General features: G+C 70.8%; 21 protein-coding genes and 1 tRNA gene. 5 read left to right on the top strand and 17 right to left on the bottom strand.

The genetic code is table 11. The annotated features are described in order from the left end of the window. Positions 1-21: 21 nt before the first annotated feature. On the bottom strand, positions 22-1,365 hold the full coding sequence (gltX, locus tag ACKUB9_RS00660) for a glutamate--tRNA ligase (RefSeq protein WP_407518632.1): 1,344 nt from the start codon (positions 1,363-1,365) through the stop codon (positions 22-24). A gap of 225 nt (positions 1,366-1,590) precedes the next feature. Between gltX and ACKUB9_RS00655 the strand changes: the two genes are divergently transcribed. After that, positions 1,591-1,665 (top strand) — tRNA-Val (locus ACKUB9_RS00655). 148 nt (positions 1,666-1,813) lie between these two features. On the opposite strand, the gene ACKUB9_RS00650 is transcribed toward ACKUB9_RS00655, so the two are convergent. The 6 genes from ACKUB9_RS00650 to gph all read right to left on the bottom strand — a co-directional run bounded on the left by ACKUB9_RS00650 (position 1,814) and on the right by gph (position 4,456). Beyond that, positions 1,814-2,233: a hypothetical protein gene (locus tag ACKUB9_RS00650; RefSeq protein WP_407518631.1), complete on the bottom strand. Its 420-nt coding sequence runs from the start codon at positions 2,231-2,233 to the stop codon at positions 1,814-1,816. 105 nt (positions 2,234-2,338) lie between these two features. Beyond that, positions 2,339-2,536: a hypothetical protein gene (locus ACKUB9_RS00645; RefSeq protein WP_407518630.1), complete on the bottom strand. Its 198-nt coding sequence runs from the start codon at positions 2,534-2,536 to the stop codon at positions 2,339-2,341. A gap of 57 nt (positions 2,537-2,593) precedes the next feature. Beyond that, complete coding sequence (locus ACKUB9_RS00640) at positions 2,594-2,956, bottom strand: DUF6481 family protein (protein ID WP_407518629.1); 363 nt, start codon at positions 2,954-2,956, stop codon at positions 2,594-2,596. Positions 2,957-2,959: 3 nt separating this feature from the next. After that, the gene (locus tag ACKUB9_RS00635; protein WP_407518628.1) at positions 2,960-3,181 is read right to left on the bottom strand and encodes a hypothetical protein; all 222 of its coding nucleotides are present in this window, start codon (positions 3,179-3,181) and stop codon (positions 2,960-2,962) included. A gap of 77 nt (positions 3,182-3,258) precedes the next feature. Then, positions 3,259-3,468: a cold-shock protein gene (locus tag ACKUB9_RS00630; RefSeq protein ID WP_407518627.1), complete on the bottom strand. Its 210-nt coding sequence runs from the start codon at positions 3,466-3,468 to the stop codon at positions 3,259-3,261. A 283-nt stretch (positions 3,469-3,751) separates the two neighbouring features. Beyond that, a complete protein-coding gene (gph, locus tag ACKUB9_RS00625; protein ID WP_407518626.1) occupies positions 3,752-4,456 on the bottom strand; it encodes a phosphoglycolate phosphatase in 705 nt (234 codons plus the stop codon). Positions 4,457-4,674: 218 nt separating this feature from the next. Between gph and ACKUB9_RS00620 the strand changes: the two genes are divergently transcribed. Then, positions 4,675-5,433 (top strand): lysophospholipid acyltransferase family protein, encoded by a 759-nt coding sequence (locus ACKUB9_RS00620; RefSeq protein ID WP_407518625.1) that lies wholly within the window; start codon positions 4,675-4,677, stop codon positions 5,431-5,433. 136 nt (positions 5,434-5,569) lie between these two features. Continuing rightward, complete coding sequence (locus tag ACKUB9_RS00615) at positions 5,570-6,019, top strand: hypothetical protein (protein ID WP_407518624.1); 450 nt, start codon at positions 5,570-5,572, stop codon at positions 6,017-6,019. Positions 6,020-6,100: 81 nt separating this feature from the next. Here the strand turns inward: ACKUB9_RS00615 and ACKUB9_RS00610 are convergent, their stop codons facing one another. Beyond that, on the bottom strand, positions 6,101-7,138 hold the full coding sequence (locus ACKUB9_RS00610; protein ID WP_407518623.1) for a glutamine synthetase beta-grasp domain-containing protein: 1,038 nt from the start codon (positions 7,136-7,138) through the stop codon (positions 6,101-6,103). Between the two features lie 436 nt (positions 7,139-7,574). Between ACKUB9_RS00610 and ACKUB9_RS00605 the strand changes: the two genes are divergently transcribed. Then, positions 7,575-7,772, top strand: a complete 198-nt coding sequence (locus ACKUB9_RS00605; RefSeq protein WP_407518622.1) for a DUF2735 domain-containing protein — start codon at positions 7,575-7,577, stop codon at positions 7,770-7,772. Positions 7,773-7,853: 81 nt separating this feature from the next. Here ACKUB9_RS00605 and ACKUB9_RS00600 read toward each other — a convergent pair whose 3' ends face one another. The 7 genes from ACKUB9_RS00600 to ACKUB9_RS00570 form a co-directional block, all read right to left on the bottom strand. Continuing rightward, positions 7,854-8,795, bottom strand: a complete 942-nt coding sequence (locus ACKUB9_RS00600) for a glutaminase (protein WP_407518621.1) — start codon at positions 8,793-8,795, stop codon at positions 7,854-7,856. A gap of 160 nt (positions 8,796-8,955) precedes the next feature. Then, on the bottom strand, positions 8,956-9,216 hold the full coding sequence (locus ACKUB9_RS00595; protein WP_407518620.1) for a SemiSWEET transporter: 261 nt from the start codon (positions 9,214-9,216) through the stop codon (positions 8,956-8,958). A gap of 147 nt (positions 9,217-9,363) precedes the next feature. Beyond that, positions 9,364-10,878, bottom strand: a complete 1,515-nt coding sequence (locus ACKUB9_RS00590) for a tripartite tricarboxylate transporter permease (RefSeq protein ID WP_407518619.1) — start codon at positions 10,876-10,878, stop codon at positions 9,364-9,366. Positions 10,879-10,891: 13 nt separating this feature from the next. Continuing rightward, positions 10,892-11,350: a tripartite tricarboxylate transporter TctB family protein gene (locus tag ACKUB9_RS00585; protein ID WP_407518618.1), complete on the bottom strand. Its 459-nt coding sequence runs from the start codon at positions 11,348-11,350 to the stop codon at positions 10,892-10,894. 38 nt (positions 11,351-11,388) lie between these two features. Beyond that, positions 11,389-12,387 (bottom strand): tripartite tricarboxylate transporter substrate binding protein, encoded by a 999-nt coding sequence (locus ACKUB9_RS00580; protein WP_407518617.1) that lies wholly within the window; start codon positions 12,385-12,387, stop codon positions 11,389-11,391. Between the two features lie 99 nt (positions 12,388-12,486). Continuing rightward, positions 12,487-13,200, bottom strand: a complete 714-nt coding sequence (locus ACKUB9_RS00575) for an SDR family oxidoreductase (RefSeq protein ID WP_407518616.1) — start codon at positions 13,198-13,200, stop codon at positions 12,487-12,489. Between the two features lie 93 nt (positions 13,201-13,293). Beyond that, entirely contained in the window at positions 13,294-13,953 is a 660-nt protein-coding gene (locus ACKUB9_RS00570) for an SDR family oxidoreductase (RefSeq protein ID WP_407518615.1), read from the bottom strand. A 92-nt stretch (positions 13,954-14,045) separates the two neighbouring features. On the opposite strand from ACKUB9_RS00570, the gene ACKUB9_RS00565 reads away from it, so the two are divergent. Further along, positions 14,046-14,969 carry a LysR family transcriptional regulator gene (locus tag ACKUB9_RS00565; RefSeq protein WP_407518614.1) on the top strand — a complete coding sequence of 308 codons (924 nt, stop codon included), beginning with the start codon at positions 14,046-14,048 and terminating at the stop codon, positions 14,967-14,969. A 26-nt stretch (positions 14,970-14,995) separates the two neighbouring features. Here the strand turns inward: ACKUB9_RS00565 and ACKUB9_RS00560 are convergent, their stop codons facing one another. After that, on the bottom strand, positions 14,996-15,658 hold the full coding sequence (locus ACKUB9_RS00560; RefSeq protein WP_407518613.1) for an O-methyltransferase: 663 nt from the start codon (positions 15,656-15,658) through the stop codon (positions 14,996-14,998). A gap of 11 nt (positions 15,659-15,669) precedes the next feature. Beyond that, entirely contained in the window at positions 15,670-16,749 is a 1,080-nt protein-coding gene (hemH, locus tag ACKUB9_RS00555; protein WP_407518612.1) for a ferrochelatase, read from the bottom strand. Positions 16,750-16,918 lie beyond the last annotated feature (169 nt).

Raw genomic sequence — 16,918 nt, 5'->3', positions numbered from 1 at the left:
ACGCCCTCTGCACTCCCCCTGTCAGGCGCTCTCGCCCGCGAGCCGCCGCAGGCTACGGGCGCGGCCAATCAGGGGCAGGAGCCCGGCAAGGTCCGGGCCGTGGTCGAGCCCGGTCAGCGCGAGCCGCAGCGGGAGGAAGAGGGCCCGGCCCTTGAGCCCGGTCTCGGCCTTCACCGCCTCGCCCCACGCCTTCCAGGTGCCGGCATCCCACGGCTCGGGCGGCAGCAGCGCCGCCGCCCTGGCCGCAAAGGCCGCATCCGCGATCACCGGCGTCACCGGCCCCTGCACCACGCCCCACCACGGCCCGGCCTCCGCGACACGGGTGAGGTTCGCCCGCACCGCCGTCCAGAACGCCTCTCCGGCCTCATGCGGCACCCCGAGTTCCGCGAGGCGCCCGGCCGCCGCGCCGTAGGGCATCGCGTGGACGAGCCGGGCGTTGAGCTGGTCGAGGTCGTGCGTGTCGAACTTCGCCGGCGCGCGCGAGACATGCGCGAGGTCGAGGAGCCCCGCGAGTTCGCCGAGATCCGCCACCGGCCGCACCGCCTCGGCCGATCCGGTGAGCGTCGCCAGCGCCGCCACCGCCAGCGGCTCGTAATCCGCCTCGCGCAGGCCCCGGAGCGAGAGGTGGCCGAGGCGCTTCGACAGCCCCTCCCCGCTCGCCGTGGTGATGAGGTTGTGGTGCGCGAATTCCGGCACCGGCGCCCCGAGGGCGGAAAAGATCTGGATCTGCACCGCCGTGTTGGTCACGTGGTCCTCGCCGCGGATCACGTGCGTGATTCCCATCTCGGCGTCGTCCACCACCGAGGGCAGCGTGTAGAGATAGCTGCCATCCGCCCGCACCAGCACCGGGTCGGAGAGCGACTCCGCTTCCACGTGGCAGGCGCCGCGCACGAGGTCGCCCCACTCCACGGCGCCCGGGTCGAGCCGGAAGCGCCAGTGCGGCCGGCGCCCTTCCGCCTCCAGCGCCGCGCGCTCCTCGGGCGTGAGCCGCAGGGCCGCCCGGTCGTAGACCGGCGGCAGGCCGCGCCCGAGCTGCCGGCGGCGGCGGCGCTCCAGCTCCTCGGGAGTCTCGTAGGCCGGGTAGAGGCGGCCCGCGGCCTTCAGCCGCTCGGCCGCCGCGTCGTAGAGCGCCACCCGGTCCGACTGGCGCACCGCCCGGTCGGGCGGGATGCCGAGCCAGTCGAGATCCTGCGCGATCGCTGCGGCGAATTCCGGCGTCGAGCGCGCGGCGTCGGTGTCGTCGAGCCGCAGCCAGAAGGTGCCGCCCTGCGCCAGCGCGAACAGAGCGTTGAACAGCGCCGTGCGGGCGTTGCCGATGTGAAGGTAGCCCGTGGGCGAGGGGGCGAAGCGGACGACGGGAGCCATGCCGGGCTTCTAGAGCATTTTCCGACGAAGTGGATACCGGTTCGTCGCAGAAAATGCAGTGACACAAAGACTTAGAGCAGCCCGATGGCAACGCGATCGGGTGCTGCTCCAAGCATCCGCGCGCCGACTGTCGCGCCCGGATCCGGAAAAACGGAAGCGCGGGGCGCGCGCCCAGTGCGAACCGCCTTGACGCCCGCCCGCGCCCCGCCTAGAAGCCGCCGGACCGGGCGCGTAGCTCAGCGGGAGAGCATTCGCTTCACACGCGAAGGGTCACAGGTTCAATCCCTGTCGCGCCCACCATCCGGCCCTCTGACACGGTTCAGAGAATTACCCACCGCAAGACCGATCGCGAGGCTCGCTCAGGATCGCAGAAATCTGCGAAGGCAGATCTGCGGCCTCGCGGGCCCTCCAGCGGATGGGGCTGAGGCGAGTCTCTTAAGTGAATTCGCTAGAGTGAGGTCCAGAGCTTCCGGAGCCGGAGGTCCGCGATCGTGCAGAGGCGTTCGGCTTGGCGGTAGGCGCGCCGATCCTGCGTCAGGCTCGCTCGTCGCATGCGGCCCACGGCCCAGGTCAGGCGACGGGTTTCTCGATCGATCCGACGGACGGTCGCGCGGATACGGGTGCAGGTCTCGTCGTGCGACCGGACGAGCCCCGGGGGCGCACGCGTCCCGAGACAGGCGACGCGCCGATCCTGCAGCAGGGCCCAGCTGTCGAGATGGCGCAGCACGCCGTGATGATCATGCCGGCCGCGAGCCCGATCGAGCCGCCAGCCGATCACGCTCAAGCGCAGCCGGATGAGGACGAGTTCGAGCCGCAGAGTGACGGACGGGGGAGGCCCGGATCGTCGAGGAAGGTCGGTCGGCATCATGCCCTCCAACGATCGTGTTCGCCGAACCCTCGCTCCCCGGCACGTCCGATCTGGAAGAACGCTGCCGCAACCAGGGGCGGGCGGAATCCTCCAGTGTGGGCGCACCTAGCGCGTGGGAGCGATCTCGCTCTCGCGAACGGCCCGCTCGGCCATCCCGGAGCGGATACGGTAGCACGCCTCCCCGGCGCGGTCCTCCGGCATCAGGCGCACGATCTCGAAGGTTTCGCCGCTGCTCACGCGCGAATCCGAAAAACCGATCCGCACCATCTGCACACGTTGATTCAGCTGATATTTGTGCGACATGGATCAATACCTCGATGATGAGTGATGATGCGCCACACTCCGGTGGCGCGGTGACGCTCAGGTGCCGCGGCGCGCCTTGCGGGCCGCATACCGGGCGTCACGCGCCGCCTTCTGGTCGGCTTGAAGCTTCGACGCGCGGGCTTCCGCCTCGGCGGCAACGCGCACCTGATCGGCGGCGTCCTGCTCACGCAACCGGATCTGCTCGGCCTCGTGGCGGGCGACCTCCGCGTGGCGGGCGGCATCCCGCTCGGCGTGTCGCACGGCCCGCGCCGTGCTGATCGCCTGCCTCTCGGCGCGGCGGGCAGCCAGAACCGGATCATCGGCCGCGGGCCGCGCCTGGAAGCGGGCCAGCATGGCCTTCCGGGCGTCCCCCGCCGATTTCAGACGGTCACCGAACCGGGCCTCCTTGAAGGTGCCCATCGCTCACATCCGGCTCAGGCTGAGGGATCTCACCGGGCGCGAGAACCGGTCCGCCAAGTGCCAGCGCAGCTCCCGCTCCGAGTGATAGCCGTAGGTCCGATCGATCAAATGACTGACATCGACACGCTCATCGTCGAGCTGCTGCCAGATTTGCTGAACCTGAAAGGTCGGTATATCGCTGATGGACGCTTTACTGTCAGTATTCGAAATGAAATCGAAATTCAAAACTATCACCTGAGAGATATTATAAAGCATTCTGAAGCGGGGATGCGCGCATCGAGGCACGCATCCCCGGCCGACGATTACGCGGCCTTGAGGTTGCCGGCGGACTGCTTGCCGCTGCGGCGATCGGTCTCCAGCTCGTAGGAGACCTTCTGGCCCTCGGAGAGGGAGTGCATGCCGGAGCGCTCGACGGCGGAGATGTGGACGAACACGTCCTTGCTGCCGTCTTCCGGCTGAATGAAACCGAAGCCCTTCTGGCCGTTGAACCACTTCACGGTGCCGATGCTCATGGTCGTCTCTGTCGTTTAGGCAAGTGTGTAGATGAGCTTGGCGCGCGTTCATCGCGACCAAACTCGGCTCATCGATAAGATTTGGAGAGAGTGTCAGAGCGTGCGCCCAGCTCGAGCGGGGCGGAGAGGCCCGGAGATCCGGCCAAAAATCGATCGTTCAATTATGGGATACCCGGGCCTCGATAGCAAGGCACCCAGGATAAATGATCGGGACGCCCGGCCGGGAGCCCGACCGGAACGGCGGTTCGGGCGATGCCGGGCGAGTGGCGGGACGAGGCGCCCCTCAGGCCGCCGTGCGGGTGCGGCCCGCCATCGCCTCCACGGCATCGAACAGCTGATCGAAATGGTCGATCACCGCGTCGGGGCCGAGGTCCTGCACCGGCACGTCGGTGTAGCCGAAGGGCACCGCCACCACCGGGATGCCGGCCGCCCGCGCGGTCGCGATGTCGGTGCGCGAATCCCCCACCATCACGGCCCGGCCCGGGTCGCCGCCCGCCCGCGCGATCGTCTGCGTCAGGTGGCGCGGGTCGGGCTTGCAGTACGGGAAGGTGTCGCGCCCGCAGATCGCCCCGAAGCGGTCGGCGACGCCGAGCAGCGTCAGGAGCCGCACCGAATGGTCCTCGACCTTGTTGGTGCAGACGGCGAGCCGGTAGCCGGCCGCCCGCAGCCGGTCGAGGCAGGCGACGACGCCCGGGAAGAGGTGCGAGGCGTCGCACAGGTGCTGGCCGTAATGGGCGAGGAAGACCCGGAACAGCGTGTCGAGCCGGTCGCGGGGGAGATCCCGCCCCGCCGCCGCGAAGCCGCGCTCGATCAGGGCCCGGGCGCCCGCCCCGATCAGGTCGCGCGCCCGCGTCACGTCCACGGGCGGCAGCCCCTCGCGCGCCAGCACAACGTTGAGCGTGGCGCTGAGATCCGCCGCCGTCTCGGCGAGCGTGCCGTCGAGGTCGAAGACCACGATGGGCGCGGAGGCGGACAAGGTGACGGGCATGCGCGCTCGCTGGCTGCAGGGCCGGCGGGAGCCCGGACCCCTCCCGGCTCTATCGCCGGCTCACTAGGCCCACAAGAGCAGCCAAGCCACAGGTCGGGCCTCACGTGCGAGCCCGCGCGGGAGGGGCCGCACAGGGATGGTCGCGCAGGAGTGGCCGTGGGTGGGCGTTGACGGTATGGAGGCCGCGTCGTGCGCCGATGCGGCGCCCAAGGTCCGTCATGCTCTTCCTTCGCTCGCTCGCGTTCAACATCGCCTTCTACCTCGTCACCGCGCTCCTGCTGATCGGCGGCCTGCCGCTGCTGGTCTCGCGGCGCAGCGTGCTCTGGCTCGCCCAGACCTGGGGACGGGTGACCCTGTGGCTCCTGCGCGTCCTCGTCGGCATCACCGTGGAGTTCCGGGGCCTGGAGAACATCCCGCCGGGCGGGGTCATGGTGGCGGCCAAGCACCAATCGGCCCTGGAAACGATCGCGCTCGTCACGGTGCTCGACGACTTCACCTACATCCTCAAGCGCGAGTTGCTGTGGCTGCCGCTGTTCGGCTGGTACCTCGCCCGCAGCGAGATGGTGGCGATCGACCGCTCCAAGGGCTCGCGCGCGCTGGCGCTGATGAACGACGAGGCCGCCGACGCGATGGCGAAGGGGCACCGGCTGATCATCTTCCCGGAGGGCACGCGCCGCCCGCCGGGCGCGCCGCCCGCCTACAAGTTCGGCGTCGCCCACCTGTACGCGCGCCTCGGCGTGCCCTGCCTGCCGGTGGCGCTGAACACCGGGTTGCTCTGGGCGCGCAACAGCCTGCACCGCCGCCCCGGCACCGCGGTGATCGCCTTCCTGCCGCCGATCCCGCCGGGCCTCGACCGGGAGGCGTTCTTCGCGCTGATCCAGGAGCGGATCGAGGCCGGATCGGACGCACTGCTCGGCCGCGAGGCGCCCGACGCGGCGGCCAGCCCCGCGGGCGCGGCCGGCCGCGAATTGGGCTGACGCGGGCCGGACTCACAGGGTGCGGGGGTCGGCGGCGTTGACGCGCCCCGCCGGCCGGCCATCTTGGCTTGAGGAAAGCTTGGGCGACGCTCCGCGCAGGCGCGTGCCGCCTCACCGATGGCGAAGGGTCCTCGACATGAACGCTGCCAATCGACGCCTGCTCTGCGCCGCGGCGACCGCTCTCCTGCTGACGGCCTGGATGGGCGAGGCCTCCGCCGCCTGCACGCGGCGCATCGTCAACCGCTCGTCCCTGACGCTGGTCGCCAGCCAGAACGGCGGGCCGGCCTTCGTGGTGCCGCCCGGCCGCACGCGCACCGTGCGGCTCGTGGAGCCGGGCACGTTCGATCTCGCCGCCTATTGCTCGCCGGTGCTGGCGCCCGGGATCGCCCCGGCCGCGGCGGCGCACCTCACCTACGAGGCGATCCTCGACCGCTGCTACATCGAACTCGGCACGAACGCGCTCGCCACCACCTTCGGGCGCGGCACCTTCGGCCTCCAGGGCACGTGGCCCTTCACCGCCAACATGCCGCGCCAGGGCGACATCGTGCTCGGCCCCGTCGCCGCCGAGGCCTGCCAGCCGCGTTGAGGGGCCGGACGAACGACGAGGAGCCGCCCGGGGGGCGGCTCCTCGCTGGATCGGGGCGCGGATCCACCATCCGCGCCGGGCTCAGGCCGCGGCCGAGACGCTCTCGGTCGAGACCGTGGAGATGGTCTTTAGCACCTGCGAGGCGATCTGGTAGGGGTCGCCCATCGAGTTCGGGCGGCGATCCTCGAGATAGCCCCGGTAGCCGTTGTTGACGAAGCTGTGCGGCACGCGGATCGAGGCGCCGCGGTCGGCCACGCCCCACGAGAACGAGTCGATCGACGCCGTCTCGTGCTTGCCCGTCAGGCGCATGTGGTTGTCGGGGCCGTAGACGGCGATGTGGTCGGCGCGGGCCGTCTCGAACGCCTTCATCAGCGCCTCGAAATACGCCTTACCGCCGGTCTCGCGCATGTACTGCGTCGAGAAATTGCAGTGCATGCCCGAGCCGTTCCAGTCGGTGTCGCCGAGCGGCTTGCAGTGCCACTCGATGTCGACGCCGTACTTCTCGCAGAGGCGCATCAGGAGGTAGCGCGCCATCCAGATCTCGTCGGCGGCCTTCTTGGAGCCCTTGCCGAAGATCTGGAACTCCCACTGGCCCTTGGCCACCTCGGCGTTGATGCCCTCGTGGTTGATGCCGGCGGCGAGGCAGAGGTCGAGGTGCTCCTCGACGATCTGGCGGGCGACCGAGCCCACGTTCTTGTAGCCGACGCCGGTGTAGTAGGGGCCCTGCGGCGCCGGGTAGCCGGCCTCGGGGAAGCCCAGCGGGCGCCCGTCCTTGTAGAAGAAGTACTCCTGCTCGAAGCCGAACCACGCGCCCTCGTCATCCAGGATGGTGGCGCGCTTGTTCGACACGTGCGGGGTGACGCCGTCCGGCATCATGACCTCGCACATCACCAGCGCGCCGTTGGTGCGGGCCGGGTCCGGATAGATCGCGACCGGCTTCAGCACGCAATCCGAGCTGTGGCCCTCGGCCTGCTTGGTCGAGCTGCCGTCGAAACCCCAAAGAGGAAGCTGCTCCAGCGCCGGGAAGCTGTCGAATTCCTTGATCTGCGTCTTGCCGCGGAGATTCGGTGTCGGTGCGTACCCGTCGAGCCAGATGTATTCGAGCTTAAACTTCGGCATTTCAAGCCTCTCGTAGTGCAATATATGACGCTGGAGGGGGCGTCAGCATTCACCTTGCCTCCCACGGCCGCCGCTCCATAAGCACGGCCCGTGCCAAGGCGGAGCGGCGCGCAGCCCCGTCGGCGGCCGGTCGCCCCCTGCCCGGCGGCCGGGCAAACCGCTAGCCGGCAACCGATCTGCACAATCGTCAGGCACACCGCTCACGCTTCGCGCAGGCTGCACGCGCGCGAGGCGACACGCGCGCCACACCTCCGGGCGCGCCAGCCTTGTACTTCGCACCTGCAAGATGCCGCCAGAAAGAGCAGAGAAAAAACTGCCCTAATGTTGAGCAAAACGTGCCTTTATTCGCAAGATCCCGTGCAACTCCTGCGCGGCGCACGTTATATAGTGTGAGTGATGGGCGTGCGAAGGCATGGCCCACGAGGAGACCTCTTCGATGGCCACGAGTTCCCGGCCGCGATCGGCCAAGATCTACCAGTTTCCCGCAGGAGGCCGGGCCGGCGCCGCATCCGTCGGCGCGGAGGCCCGCGCCGCAGGGGAGCCGAGTGGGCCCCGGCTGCCGCCGATCGTATACGGCAGCGGCTGGTACCACGATGCCGCGATCCAGGACGCCGAACGGGCCCGCAAGCCGTGAGGCCGGCGCGCGGGCGCGACGCCTCGATCGAACGCCATGACGGGAGGGCCGGCGCGACAGCGATCCGGCCCTCCCGTCGTTTCAGACCCCGAAGATCGACCAGCCGAGCCGCCGGGTGAGCGCTTCGAGCGCGATCCGCCCGAGATGCGAGTTGCCCGCCGCGTCGAGCCCCGGCGACCACACGGCGATCGAGGCCTTGCCCGGCGCGATCGCCAGGATGCCGCCGCCGACGCCGCTCTTGCCGGGCAGGCCGACCCGGTAGGCGAACTCCCCCGACCCGTCGTAGTGGCCGCAGGTGAGCATCACCGCGTTGATGCGCCGGGCCCGCTCGGGCGTCACCACCGAGTGGCCGGTCGTGGGATCGCGCCCCGCATGGGCGAGGAAGCGCCCGGCCGTCGCGAGCTGCCGGCAGGTCATCGCGATGGCGCAGTGGTGGAAGTAGACGCCCAGCACGTACTCGACCGGGTTCTCGATCACCCCGAAGGACTTCATGTAGTGGGCGAGCGCGCCGTTGCGGAACCCGGTGCGCTGCTCGGAGGCCGCCACCGCCTCGTCGATGACGATCGAGGAATCCTGCGCCAGCACCTGCATGAAGCGCAGGATCTCGCCCAGCGCCTCGCGGGGCTTGTGCCGGGACAGGATCAGGTCGGTGACGGCGATCGCCCCGGCATTGATGAAGGGGTTGCGCGGGATGCCGCGCTCGTATTCGAGCTGGATGATGGAGTTGAACGGGCTGCCCGAGGGCTCGCGCCCCACGCGCCGCCACAGCCGGTCGCCGACCATGCCGAGGGCGAGGGTGAGGGTGAAGACCTTCGAGATGCTCTGGATCGAGAACGGCACGTCGCTGTCGCCGCCCGCCGCCACCGTGCCGTCGGCATCGATCACCACGAGGCCGAAAGCGCCGGGATCGACGCGGGCGAGTTCGGGGATGTAGGTCGCCACCTCGCCCCGGTCGGGCCGCGCCTGCATCTCCTCGGCGATCTCCCGGACGACGTCTTCGAGGCGGGATGCGGTGGCGGTCATGCGCGGGACGGGTCCGGGTCGGAGCGGGAGGGCACCCCGGGATGGGGCCGTGACGGACGGTGCCGTGGCCCGTCCGATCCCGGCTTAGCAACTCGACGGCCAGACCGGCCGGGCGGGCCACGATGCCCTCAGGAGGCGAGCGGTCGACCGAGCGGCCCGGTCATCCGTGGCGCAGCTTGAGGACCAGGATGATCGTCGCCAGCGTCAGCGTGAGCGCGTTGGCGACGATGAGGGGAACATCGCCGATCAGCAGGCCGTAGATCAGCCAGCAGGTCATGCCCACGACCATGAACAGGAACATGCCCAGCGAGACGTCCCCCGTGGACCGCGTGCGCCACGCCTTGAGGACCTGAGGGACGTAGGCCAGCGTCGTGCAGACGACGGCGCCGAGCCCGAACGCGGATGCCAGGGACGCCTCCATTCCGGACTTCCTCCTGTGGTCCCCCGGTTGCTCCGCGCAGGGTGTCCGCACGGGGTCGGGTCGGGCAGCGGCCGGCGGATCTGAGCCCCCTCCCCTGTCATGGATCGATCGCGAGCGGAACCGCGCCGGCTGGTCCCCGCCGGCGGCTCAAGGCGCGGGCGAACTGCCGGGAAGCGGGGCGCGCGCGCGCCGACGCCACAGCAGAAGCAGCAGCGGGGACAGCCAGACCAGGATGGTCAGGATGCCGAGCCCGGCCGCGATCGGGCGCTCGAAGAAGGCGATCAGGTTGCCGTCCGCCTTGATCATCGAGGTGACGAAATTTTCCTCCACCATCGATCCCAGCACGATGCCGAGGATGGCCGGCGCGACCGGGATGCCGTTCTCCTCCATGAAGAAGCCGAGCACGCCGAAGGCCAGCATCACGACGACGCCGAACACGCTGTTGTTCACCGCGAACGCGCCCACGATGCAGAAGATCAGGATGCAGGGCATCAGGATGTTCCGGGGCACCCGCAGGATCTCCTTCGCGCCCTTGATCGCCAGCCAGCCGAACGGGATCATCAGCAGGTTCGCCAGGATGAAGATGATGAACACCGCGTAGATATTCTGCGGGCTGTTGAGGAACATGGTCGGGCCGGGATTCATGCCCTTCATGTAGAGGACGCCGATCACCACGGCGGTGATGCTGTCGCCCGGGATGCCGAAGACGAGCGCCGGCACCCAGGCGCCGCCGAGCGCCGCGTTGTTCGACGAGGTGCTCTCGATGATGCCCTCGACGTGGCCGGTCCCGAACTTTTCCGGGGTCTTCGAGAAGCGCTTGGAGATGGCGTAGCTCACCCAGGCGGCGATGTCCGCCCCGGCCCCGGGCAGCGCCCCGATGATCGTCCCGACGATGTTGCCGCGCAGCTGCTGCGGCCAGTACTGGACGAAGAGCCGGCCCCAATCCTGAAAAAGGCTGCCCCTGATCAGCTGCGGCACGCCCGCGAGCCGGATGTCGGAGACCACCGCCCGAAACACCTCCGAGACGGCGAAGAGGCCGATCATCGCCGGGATGAACTCGATCCCGCCCAGGAGGTCGACGTCGCCGAAGGTGAAGCGCGGCACGCCCGCCGGGTTGTTGAGGCCGATCGTCGAGACGAGGAGGCCGATGAACAGGCTGATCAGCCCCTTGACCGGGTTGGTGGAGCCGATGAACACGCCGCAGGTGAGCCCCAGAAGGGCGAGCCAGAAATACTCGAAGGAGGAGAATTTCAGCGCGGCCTCGGCGAGCCAGGGGGCGGCCACGATGAGGACGGCGGTGCCGAACAGCCCGCCGAGCGCCGAGAAGAAAAGGTTCGCGCCGAGCCCGAGTTCGGCCTGGCCGTTGCGGGTCATGGCGTAGGCCTCGTCCGCGTAGGCCGCGGAGGCGGGCGTGCCGGGGATGCGCAGCAGCGCCGCCGGGATGTCGCCGGCGAAGATCGCCATGGCCGAGCAGGTCACCATGGCGCCGATCGCCGGAACGGGCTCCATGAAGAAGGTGACCGGCACGAGCAGCGCGATCGCCATCGTGGCGGTGAGCCCGGGCGTCGCGCCGACGAACAGCCCGAAGGCCGAGGCGAACACCATGACGCTCAGGACGTCCCACCGCAGGACGAGCTCGAAGGCTTGGCCGATCGCGTTCATGTCGAGCCGGAGGTCAGAGCCACAGGAGCCCGCGCGGCAGCGGCACGAGCAGGAGGGTGCCAAAGCTCTTGGCCACGATCACCGTGACGACGGCCGCCACCAGGGCCGCGACCCACCAGCGTCCGCCGAGGATCACGATCAGGGCGAAGAGCAGGACGAACGCGACCGGCACGAAGCCGAGCGGCTCTGCGGCGACGATATAGAACAGGACGAGGAACAGCGTGAGCGCGAGCCGGCCCCAGGCCGCCGGCGAGCGCATCCAGGGCGCGGGCGTGACCGCGCCCTCCCAGTGCCGCAGGCCCGCCACCGTCAGCACGAGCCCGCAGCCGCCGAGCCCGCAGGCGATGAGCATCGGAAACACGGCCGCCCCGTATTGCTGCCCCGGGACGGCCGGCAGGGTGCGGGCGGAGAGGAAGACCGCGATCGCGAGCGCGAGGAGCACGCCCCCGATCAGCGCATCGTTGAAGCGCATCGTCCGGCTCCTCTTCGGCGCTCACGCGGTCCGGACGGTCATTTGGCGAGGCCGACCTTCTTCATCACGGCGCCCAGATCGGCGTCGCTCTTCTCCCAGAAGGCCTGGAAGTCGGGGCCGGCAGCGTACCGGATGCCGAAGCCGCGCCCGCCCATGAAGTCCTTGTAGTCCTTGCTGTCGTAGATCTTCTGCAGGGCCGCCGTCAGCCGCCGGGTGATGTCGTCGGGCAGCCCCTTGGGGCCGACGATCCCGCGCCACGCGCCGATCGTCCAGGGGCTGCCCGTCTCCGCCTTCAGGGTCGGGACCTTGGGGAAGATCGGGTTCGGGGCGTCGTCCATGATGGCGAGGCTCTTCACCCGGCCGGCCTCGATGAGCGAGCGCGCCTCCGGGATCGAGCAGGGCACGACCGTGACGCCGCCCGCCACGAGATCCTGCAGGCCGGGCGCCGCGCCGTTGCTCGGGACCCAGGGGACGGAGGCCGGGTCCATGCCGAGGCTGTCGAGCATGCCGGCGATGGCAAGATGCCAGATGCCGCCCTGCCCGGTGCCGGACGCCTTGTGCTTGCCGGGGTTGCTCTTGATGTCCGCCACGAGGTCCTTGAGGGTCGCGTAGGGCGCGTCCTGCCGCACCTGCACGCCCGCCGGGTCGAGGTTCATCAGGGCGATCGGCGTGTAGTCCTTGTAGGTCAGCGGGGTCAGGCCCTGCCAGTGGAGCATGGCGATCTCCACGGTGGCGAGCCCGAGCGTGTAGCCGTCGGGCGCTGCCTTCGCGATCGCCGTGTGGCCGACGACGCCGCTCCCGCCCACGCGGTTCACCACGTTGACCGGCTGCCCGAGTTCCTTCTCCAGCAGCGAGCCGATGATGCGGGCCGTCGCATCCGTGCCGCCGCCCGCCGCCCAGGGCACCAGCAGCGTGATCGGCCGCTCGGGCCAGCCGGCGGCCCGGGCCGGCGACGCCGCAGGAATTCCCGCGAGCGGCAGGGCCGCCAGACACGCGGCTGCAGAGAGCAGCCCCAGCACGGTGCGGCGCAGGACCATCGACTTCCTCCCGGTGTTCTTGCCCATGTTCTTGCCGCAAGCTTATCGGTCCCGCTCCGTTTGTCACCCCGTCTTCGGCGTGTCGTAGGGTGGCGCGGGCTACGCGATCACGCCGCCGCCGTCGACGCGCACGGTCGAGCCGGTCGCGAACGGCGTGGTGGCGAGAAACAGGATCGCGTTGGCGATATCTTCGGGCTGGCCGATCCGACGGGCGGGCAGCCGCTCGGCGGCGCTGGCGAACAGGGCCGCCCGGTCGGCCTCCGGCATGCGCGACCACAGGGGCGTCTCGATCAGACCGGGCGAGACGGTGTTCACCCGCACCGGCGCCAGTTCGAGGGCGAGCCCGCGGGCGAGGCTCTCCAGGGCGGCGTTGATCGCCCCCTGCAGGACGGCGCTCGCCTGCGGCCGCTCGGCCATGTAGCCCGAGACGAAGGTCAGGGAGCCGCCGGGGACGATCCGGGCGGCGCGGGCGACGTGGTAGGCCCCCCAGAACTTGCTCTCCATCGCCGCGCGCGCCTCCGCGAGCGCGAGGCCGCGCACGGGGCCGCGCGCCGTCTGCGCGGCCGAGACCACGACGTGATCCCACGGCGCCTGCTCGGCGAAGAAGCGCTCGACGGCAGCGTCGTCCTGCGCATCGAGCACGGCCGCGCCCGCCTCCCCGCCGATCCGCGGCAGGGCCGCCGCGAGCTTCTGCTGGGAGCGGGAGGCCACCGTGACGGCCGCCCCCGCGCGGGCGGCGGCGGTCGCGGTCGCCAACCCGATCCCGGAGCTGCCGCCGACGACGAGGAAGCGCTTGTCCTTCAACGAATGCATGGCGATCGTCCTTTGCTGTCGCGGAGGTGGCGGTCGACCCGCGGGCTCGCCCGGGCGGGCGCTTCGGCGTGTCGCCAGCCCTTGGGCATGTGGTCAGCCCTTGGGCGTGTAGACGGCCTCGACCTCCCAGGCGCCGGCGGGCTGGCTGTGAAAGGTCCAGAACTGCTCGCCGACCGCCTCGGCGTCCGCGGAGCCTGGGTTCACGAAGCCGGCCACCGTCACGGTCGCGACGTGGATGCCCTTCTCCTTGAAGCTCTCGAACAGCCCGAGCGCCAGGGCGCGGATGCCGGCCTTGCCGATGCTGAGCGAGAGGTAGTCCGGGTGCGGCTGCACGCCGAAGCCGCCGCCCGTGAGCAGGATCGAGCCGGAGCGGCGCGCGGCCATCCCGGGCGCGACGGCCTGGGCGGCCGCCAGGGCACCGCCGATGGTGACGGCGAGGTCGGCGTTGAAGGTGTCGCGCGGCTGGTCGGCGAGGGTCGCCTGCCGCATGGCCGCGGCGTTGTAGTGCAGGACGTCGATGCCGCCGAACTCGCGTTCCACGCTCTCGACCAGCCCGGCCACGCTCGACGGATCGCCAGCCTCGACCGTGCGCACCTCCACGGTGTGGCCCTTGGCCTTGAGCTGACCGGCCAGGTCCTGCGTCCGGCCCTCGTTGCGGGCGCTGAGGACGAGCCGGAACCCCTCGCGGGCGAAGCGCTCCGCGGTTTCGAGGCCCATCCCGGGGCCAGCGCCGATGCTGAGGAAGGTCTTCATGGTGTCGTCTCCTGGACGTCGTGACGGCCCTCAGGTACGCCTTGCACCGATCCGGATTAATCCGGCCGGTCTGCAATTGACCCGTGCACGCCATGCAGGAATTCGCTGAACTCGGCGACTTGGAGGAATTGACCACCTTCGTGGCGGTGGCCGAGGCCGGCGGCTTCGCCGCGGCCGCCAAGGCGCTCGGTCGGGACGCCTCGGTGCTGTCGCGCCGCGTCAGCCAGCTCGAACGGCGCCTGGGCGTCCGCCTGCTGTCGCGCACGACGCGGCGGGTGGCGCTGACGGAGGTCGGCGCCCTCTACCTGCGCCGGGTGCAGGGCGTGCTGGACGACTTGGTGAGCGCGAGCCGCGAGGCCAGCGACCACGCCGCCACGCCGCAGGGCCTCGTGCGGGTCTCCCTGCCCCTCTCCTTCGGGCGCCAGTGGATCGCGCCGCTGTTGCCGGCCTTCCTGGCCGACCACCCGCGGATCCGGGTCGAACTCAGGCTGACCGACCGCTTCGTCGACCTCGTGGCGGAAGGATTCGACGTCGCGATCCGGGTCGCGGCGAGCAGGAACCGCGACAGCTCGCTCACCGCCCGCCGGATCGCCTCCTACCGGAACCTGCTCGTCGCCTCGCCGGCCTACCTCGCCGCGCACGGCACCCCGGAGGCGCCCGCGGATCTGCGGGCGCATGCCTGCCTCGGCTTCACGGGCTACGCCGGCTGGCCCGACTGGCCGCTGATGAAGGCGGGCCGCCGCGAGACCGTGCGTCCGGCCTGCATCCTCGTCGCCGACAGCACGGAGGTGCTGCTCGGCGCGGCGATCGACGGAGCCGGGATCACCTTCACGGCCGACTGGCTCGCCGGCCCCGCGCTGCGGAGCGGCGCCCTGGTCGAGGTGCTGCCGGGCTGGAGCGGGCGGGAGAGCGGCGCCGTCTACGCGATCCTGCCGCCCGGCCGCCTCGTGCCGGCCAAGACGCGCCTGTTCGTGGATGCGGTCACGCGCGCCATCAAGGCGGGGTGGGCGCGCTGAGACCGGGCCGGCGGGCGGATCGGCCCCTACCCCACCACCCGGATCAGCGCGAACCCGTCCCAGCCCTTCTCGCCCACGGTCTGGACCACCGTGGCGTCGAGGTGGGGCTCGGCCGCCACGAGGTCGAGGGCGCGGCGCACGCCCTGCACCGCCTCGTCTCCCGCCGGGTCCGTGACGGCGCCGCGGCGCACCACGTTGTCGAGGACGATCAGGGCGCCGGGCCGGGCGAGAGCCAGCGCGTGGGCGACGTAATCCGGATTGGAGGGCTTGTCGGCGTCGATGAAGACGAAGTCGAACGGCCCCTCGGGCTGGAGCGTCGGCAGCACGTCGAGGGCGCGGCCCTCGCGCAGGTCGATGAGGCCGGACAGCCCGGCCCGAGCGAAGCTCTCGCGCGCCACCGCGGCGTGGCGCGGATCGGCCTCGATGGTGACGAGGCGCCCGCCGGCCGGCAGCGCGCGGGCGAGCCAGAGGGTCGAGTAGCCGCCGAGCGTGCCGATCTCCAGGATGCGGCGCGCGCCCACCCCCTGGGCCAGCAGCATCAGGAGCTTGCCGTGCGTCCGCGCCACCGCGATGGACGGCAGGCCCGCCGCGTCGCTCGCCGCGAGCGCGCCGTCGAGGGCGGCGTCCGGCGGGACCAGCCGCTCGACGAGGTAGCGGTCGACCTCCTCCCAGCGCGGATCCGCCGCCATGGCCTTGCCCCTCAGTCGATCCAGCCGCGCAGCTCGCGCTGCACGACGTGCGCGATCACCCGCATGCCCTCCGGCCCGTCGTTGAGGCAGGGCAGGTAGGCGAAGTGCTCGCCGCCGCCCTCCTCGAAGTAGTGCCGGTTCTCGCCGTCGAGTTCCTCCAGGGTCTCCAGGCAATCGGCCGTGAAGCCCGGCGCCACGATGGCGAGGCGCTTGATCCCCTGCGCGGCGAGCTCCTTCACGGTCTCGTCCGTGTAGGGCTTGAGCCATTCCTCGTTGCCGAAGCGGGACTGGAACGTCACCCGCATCCGCTCGGGCGAGTAGCCCAGCGCCTCGCGGATCAGCCGCCCGGTCTTCACGCACTGGCAATGGTAGGGATCGCCCTTGAGCAGGTAGGACTTGGGCACGCCGTGGAACGAGGTCAGGATCACCTCGGGCTCGAAGTCGAGCGCGTCGAGGTCGCGCCGGATCGCCGCCGCCACCGCGTCGATGTAGACCGGATCGTCGTGGTAGGGCGGCGAGACGCGCACGGTCGGCTGCCAGCGCATCTTCATCAGCGCCCGGAAGGCCTGGTCGCAGGCGGTGGCCGAGGTCGCGGCGGCGTATTGCGGATAGAGCGGCACCAGCAGGATGCGGTCGCAGCCCTGGTCGAGGAGCGCCTGGATGCGGGCCTCCACCTCCGGCTTGCCGTAGCGCATGGCCCAGTCGACCACCACGCGGTCGCCCATCGTGGCCTGCAGCTTCTCGGCCTGGCTGCGGGTGATCGTCTTGAGGGGGCCCTCGTCGCGGTCGGTGTTCCAGATCGAGGCGTAGTCGCGGCCCTTCGGCCCCGGGCGCTTGGTGAGGATCACGAGGTTGAGGAGCGGCCACCAGATGGCGCGCGGCACCTCGATGACGCGGCGATCCGACAGGAATTCCTTGAGGTAGCGCCGCATCGGCCAGTAGCTGGTGCCCTCGGGGGTGCCGAGATTCATCAGGAGCACGCCGATGCGCCCCCAGGCCACCGCCGGGTGGCCGGCCGGCAGGGGCGCCGTCGTCGGCGCGAGCGGCGTAGCGCCCCGCTCCAGCACCGCGGTCTTCGTCACCTCGTTCATGTCCGTCCAGATGTCTTCGCCGCGGGTCGGCCGCGGTCAGTCCGCACAGAACCCTAGATAGCGCGCGCGGGGCGCGATCCAACGCGGCCTGTCGCAGCAGCCCGGGCGGGGGATGCGTTTTCAGGCTGGCATCGGGCCGGGGGACGCGAGAGCGTCGAGGAGGTGCATT

The sequence above is a fragment of the Methylobacterium oryzisoli genome, assembly GCF_046557895.1.
GTDB classification, from domain to species: domain Bacteria; phylum Pseudomonadota; class Alphaproteobacteria; order Rhizobiales; family Beijerinckiaceae; genus Methylobacterium; species Methylobacterium oryzisoli.
Note: the sequence above shows the minus strand (reverse complement) of the source record. Positions and strands in the feature narration are given on the sequence as shown.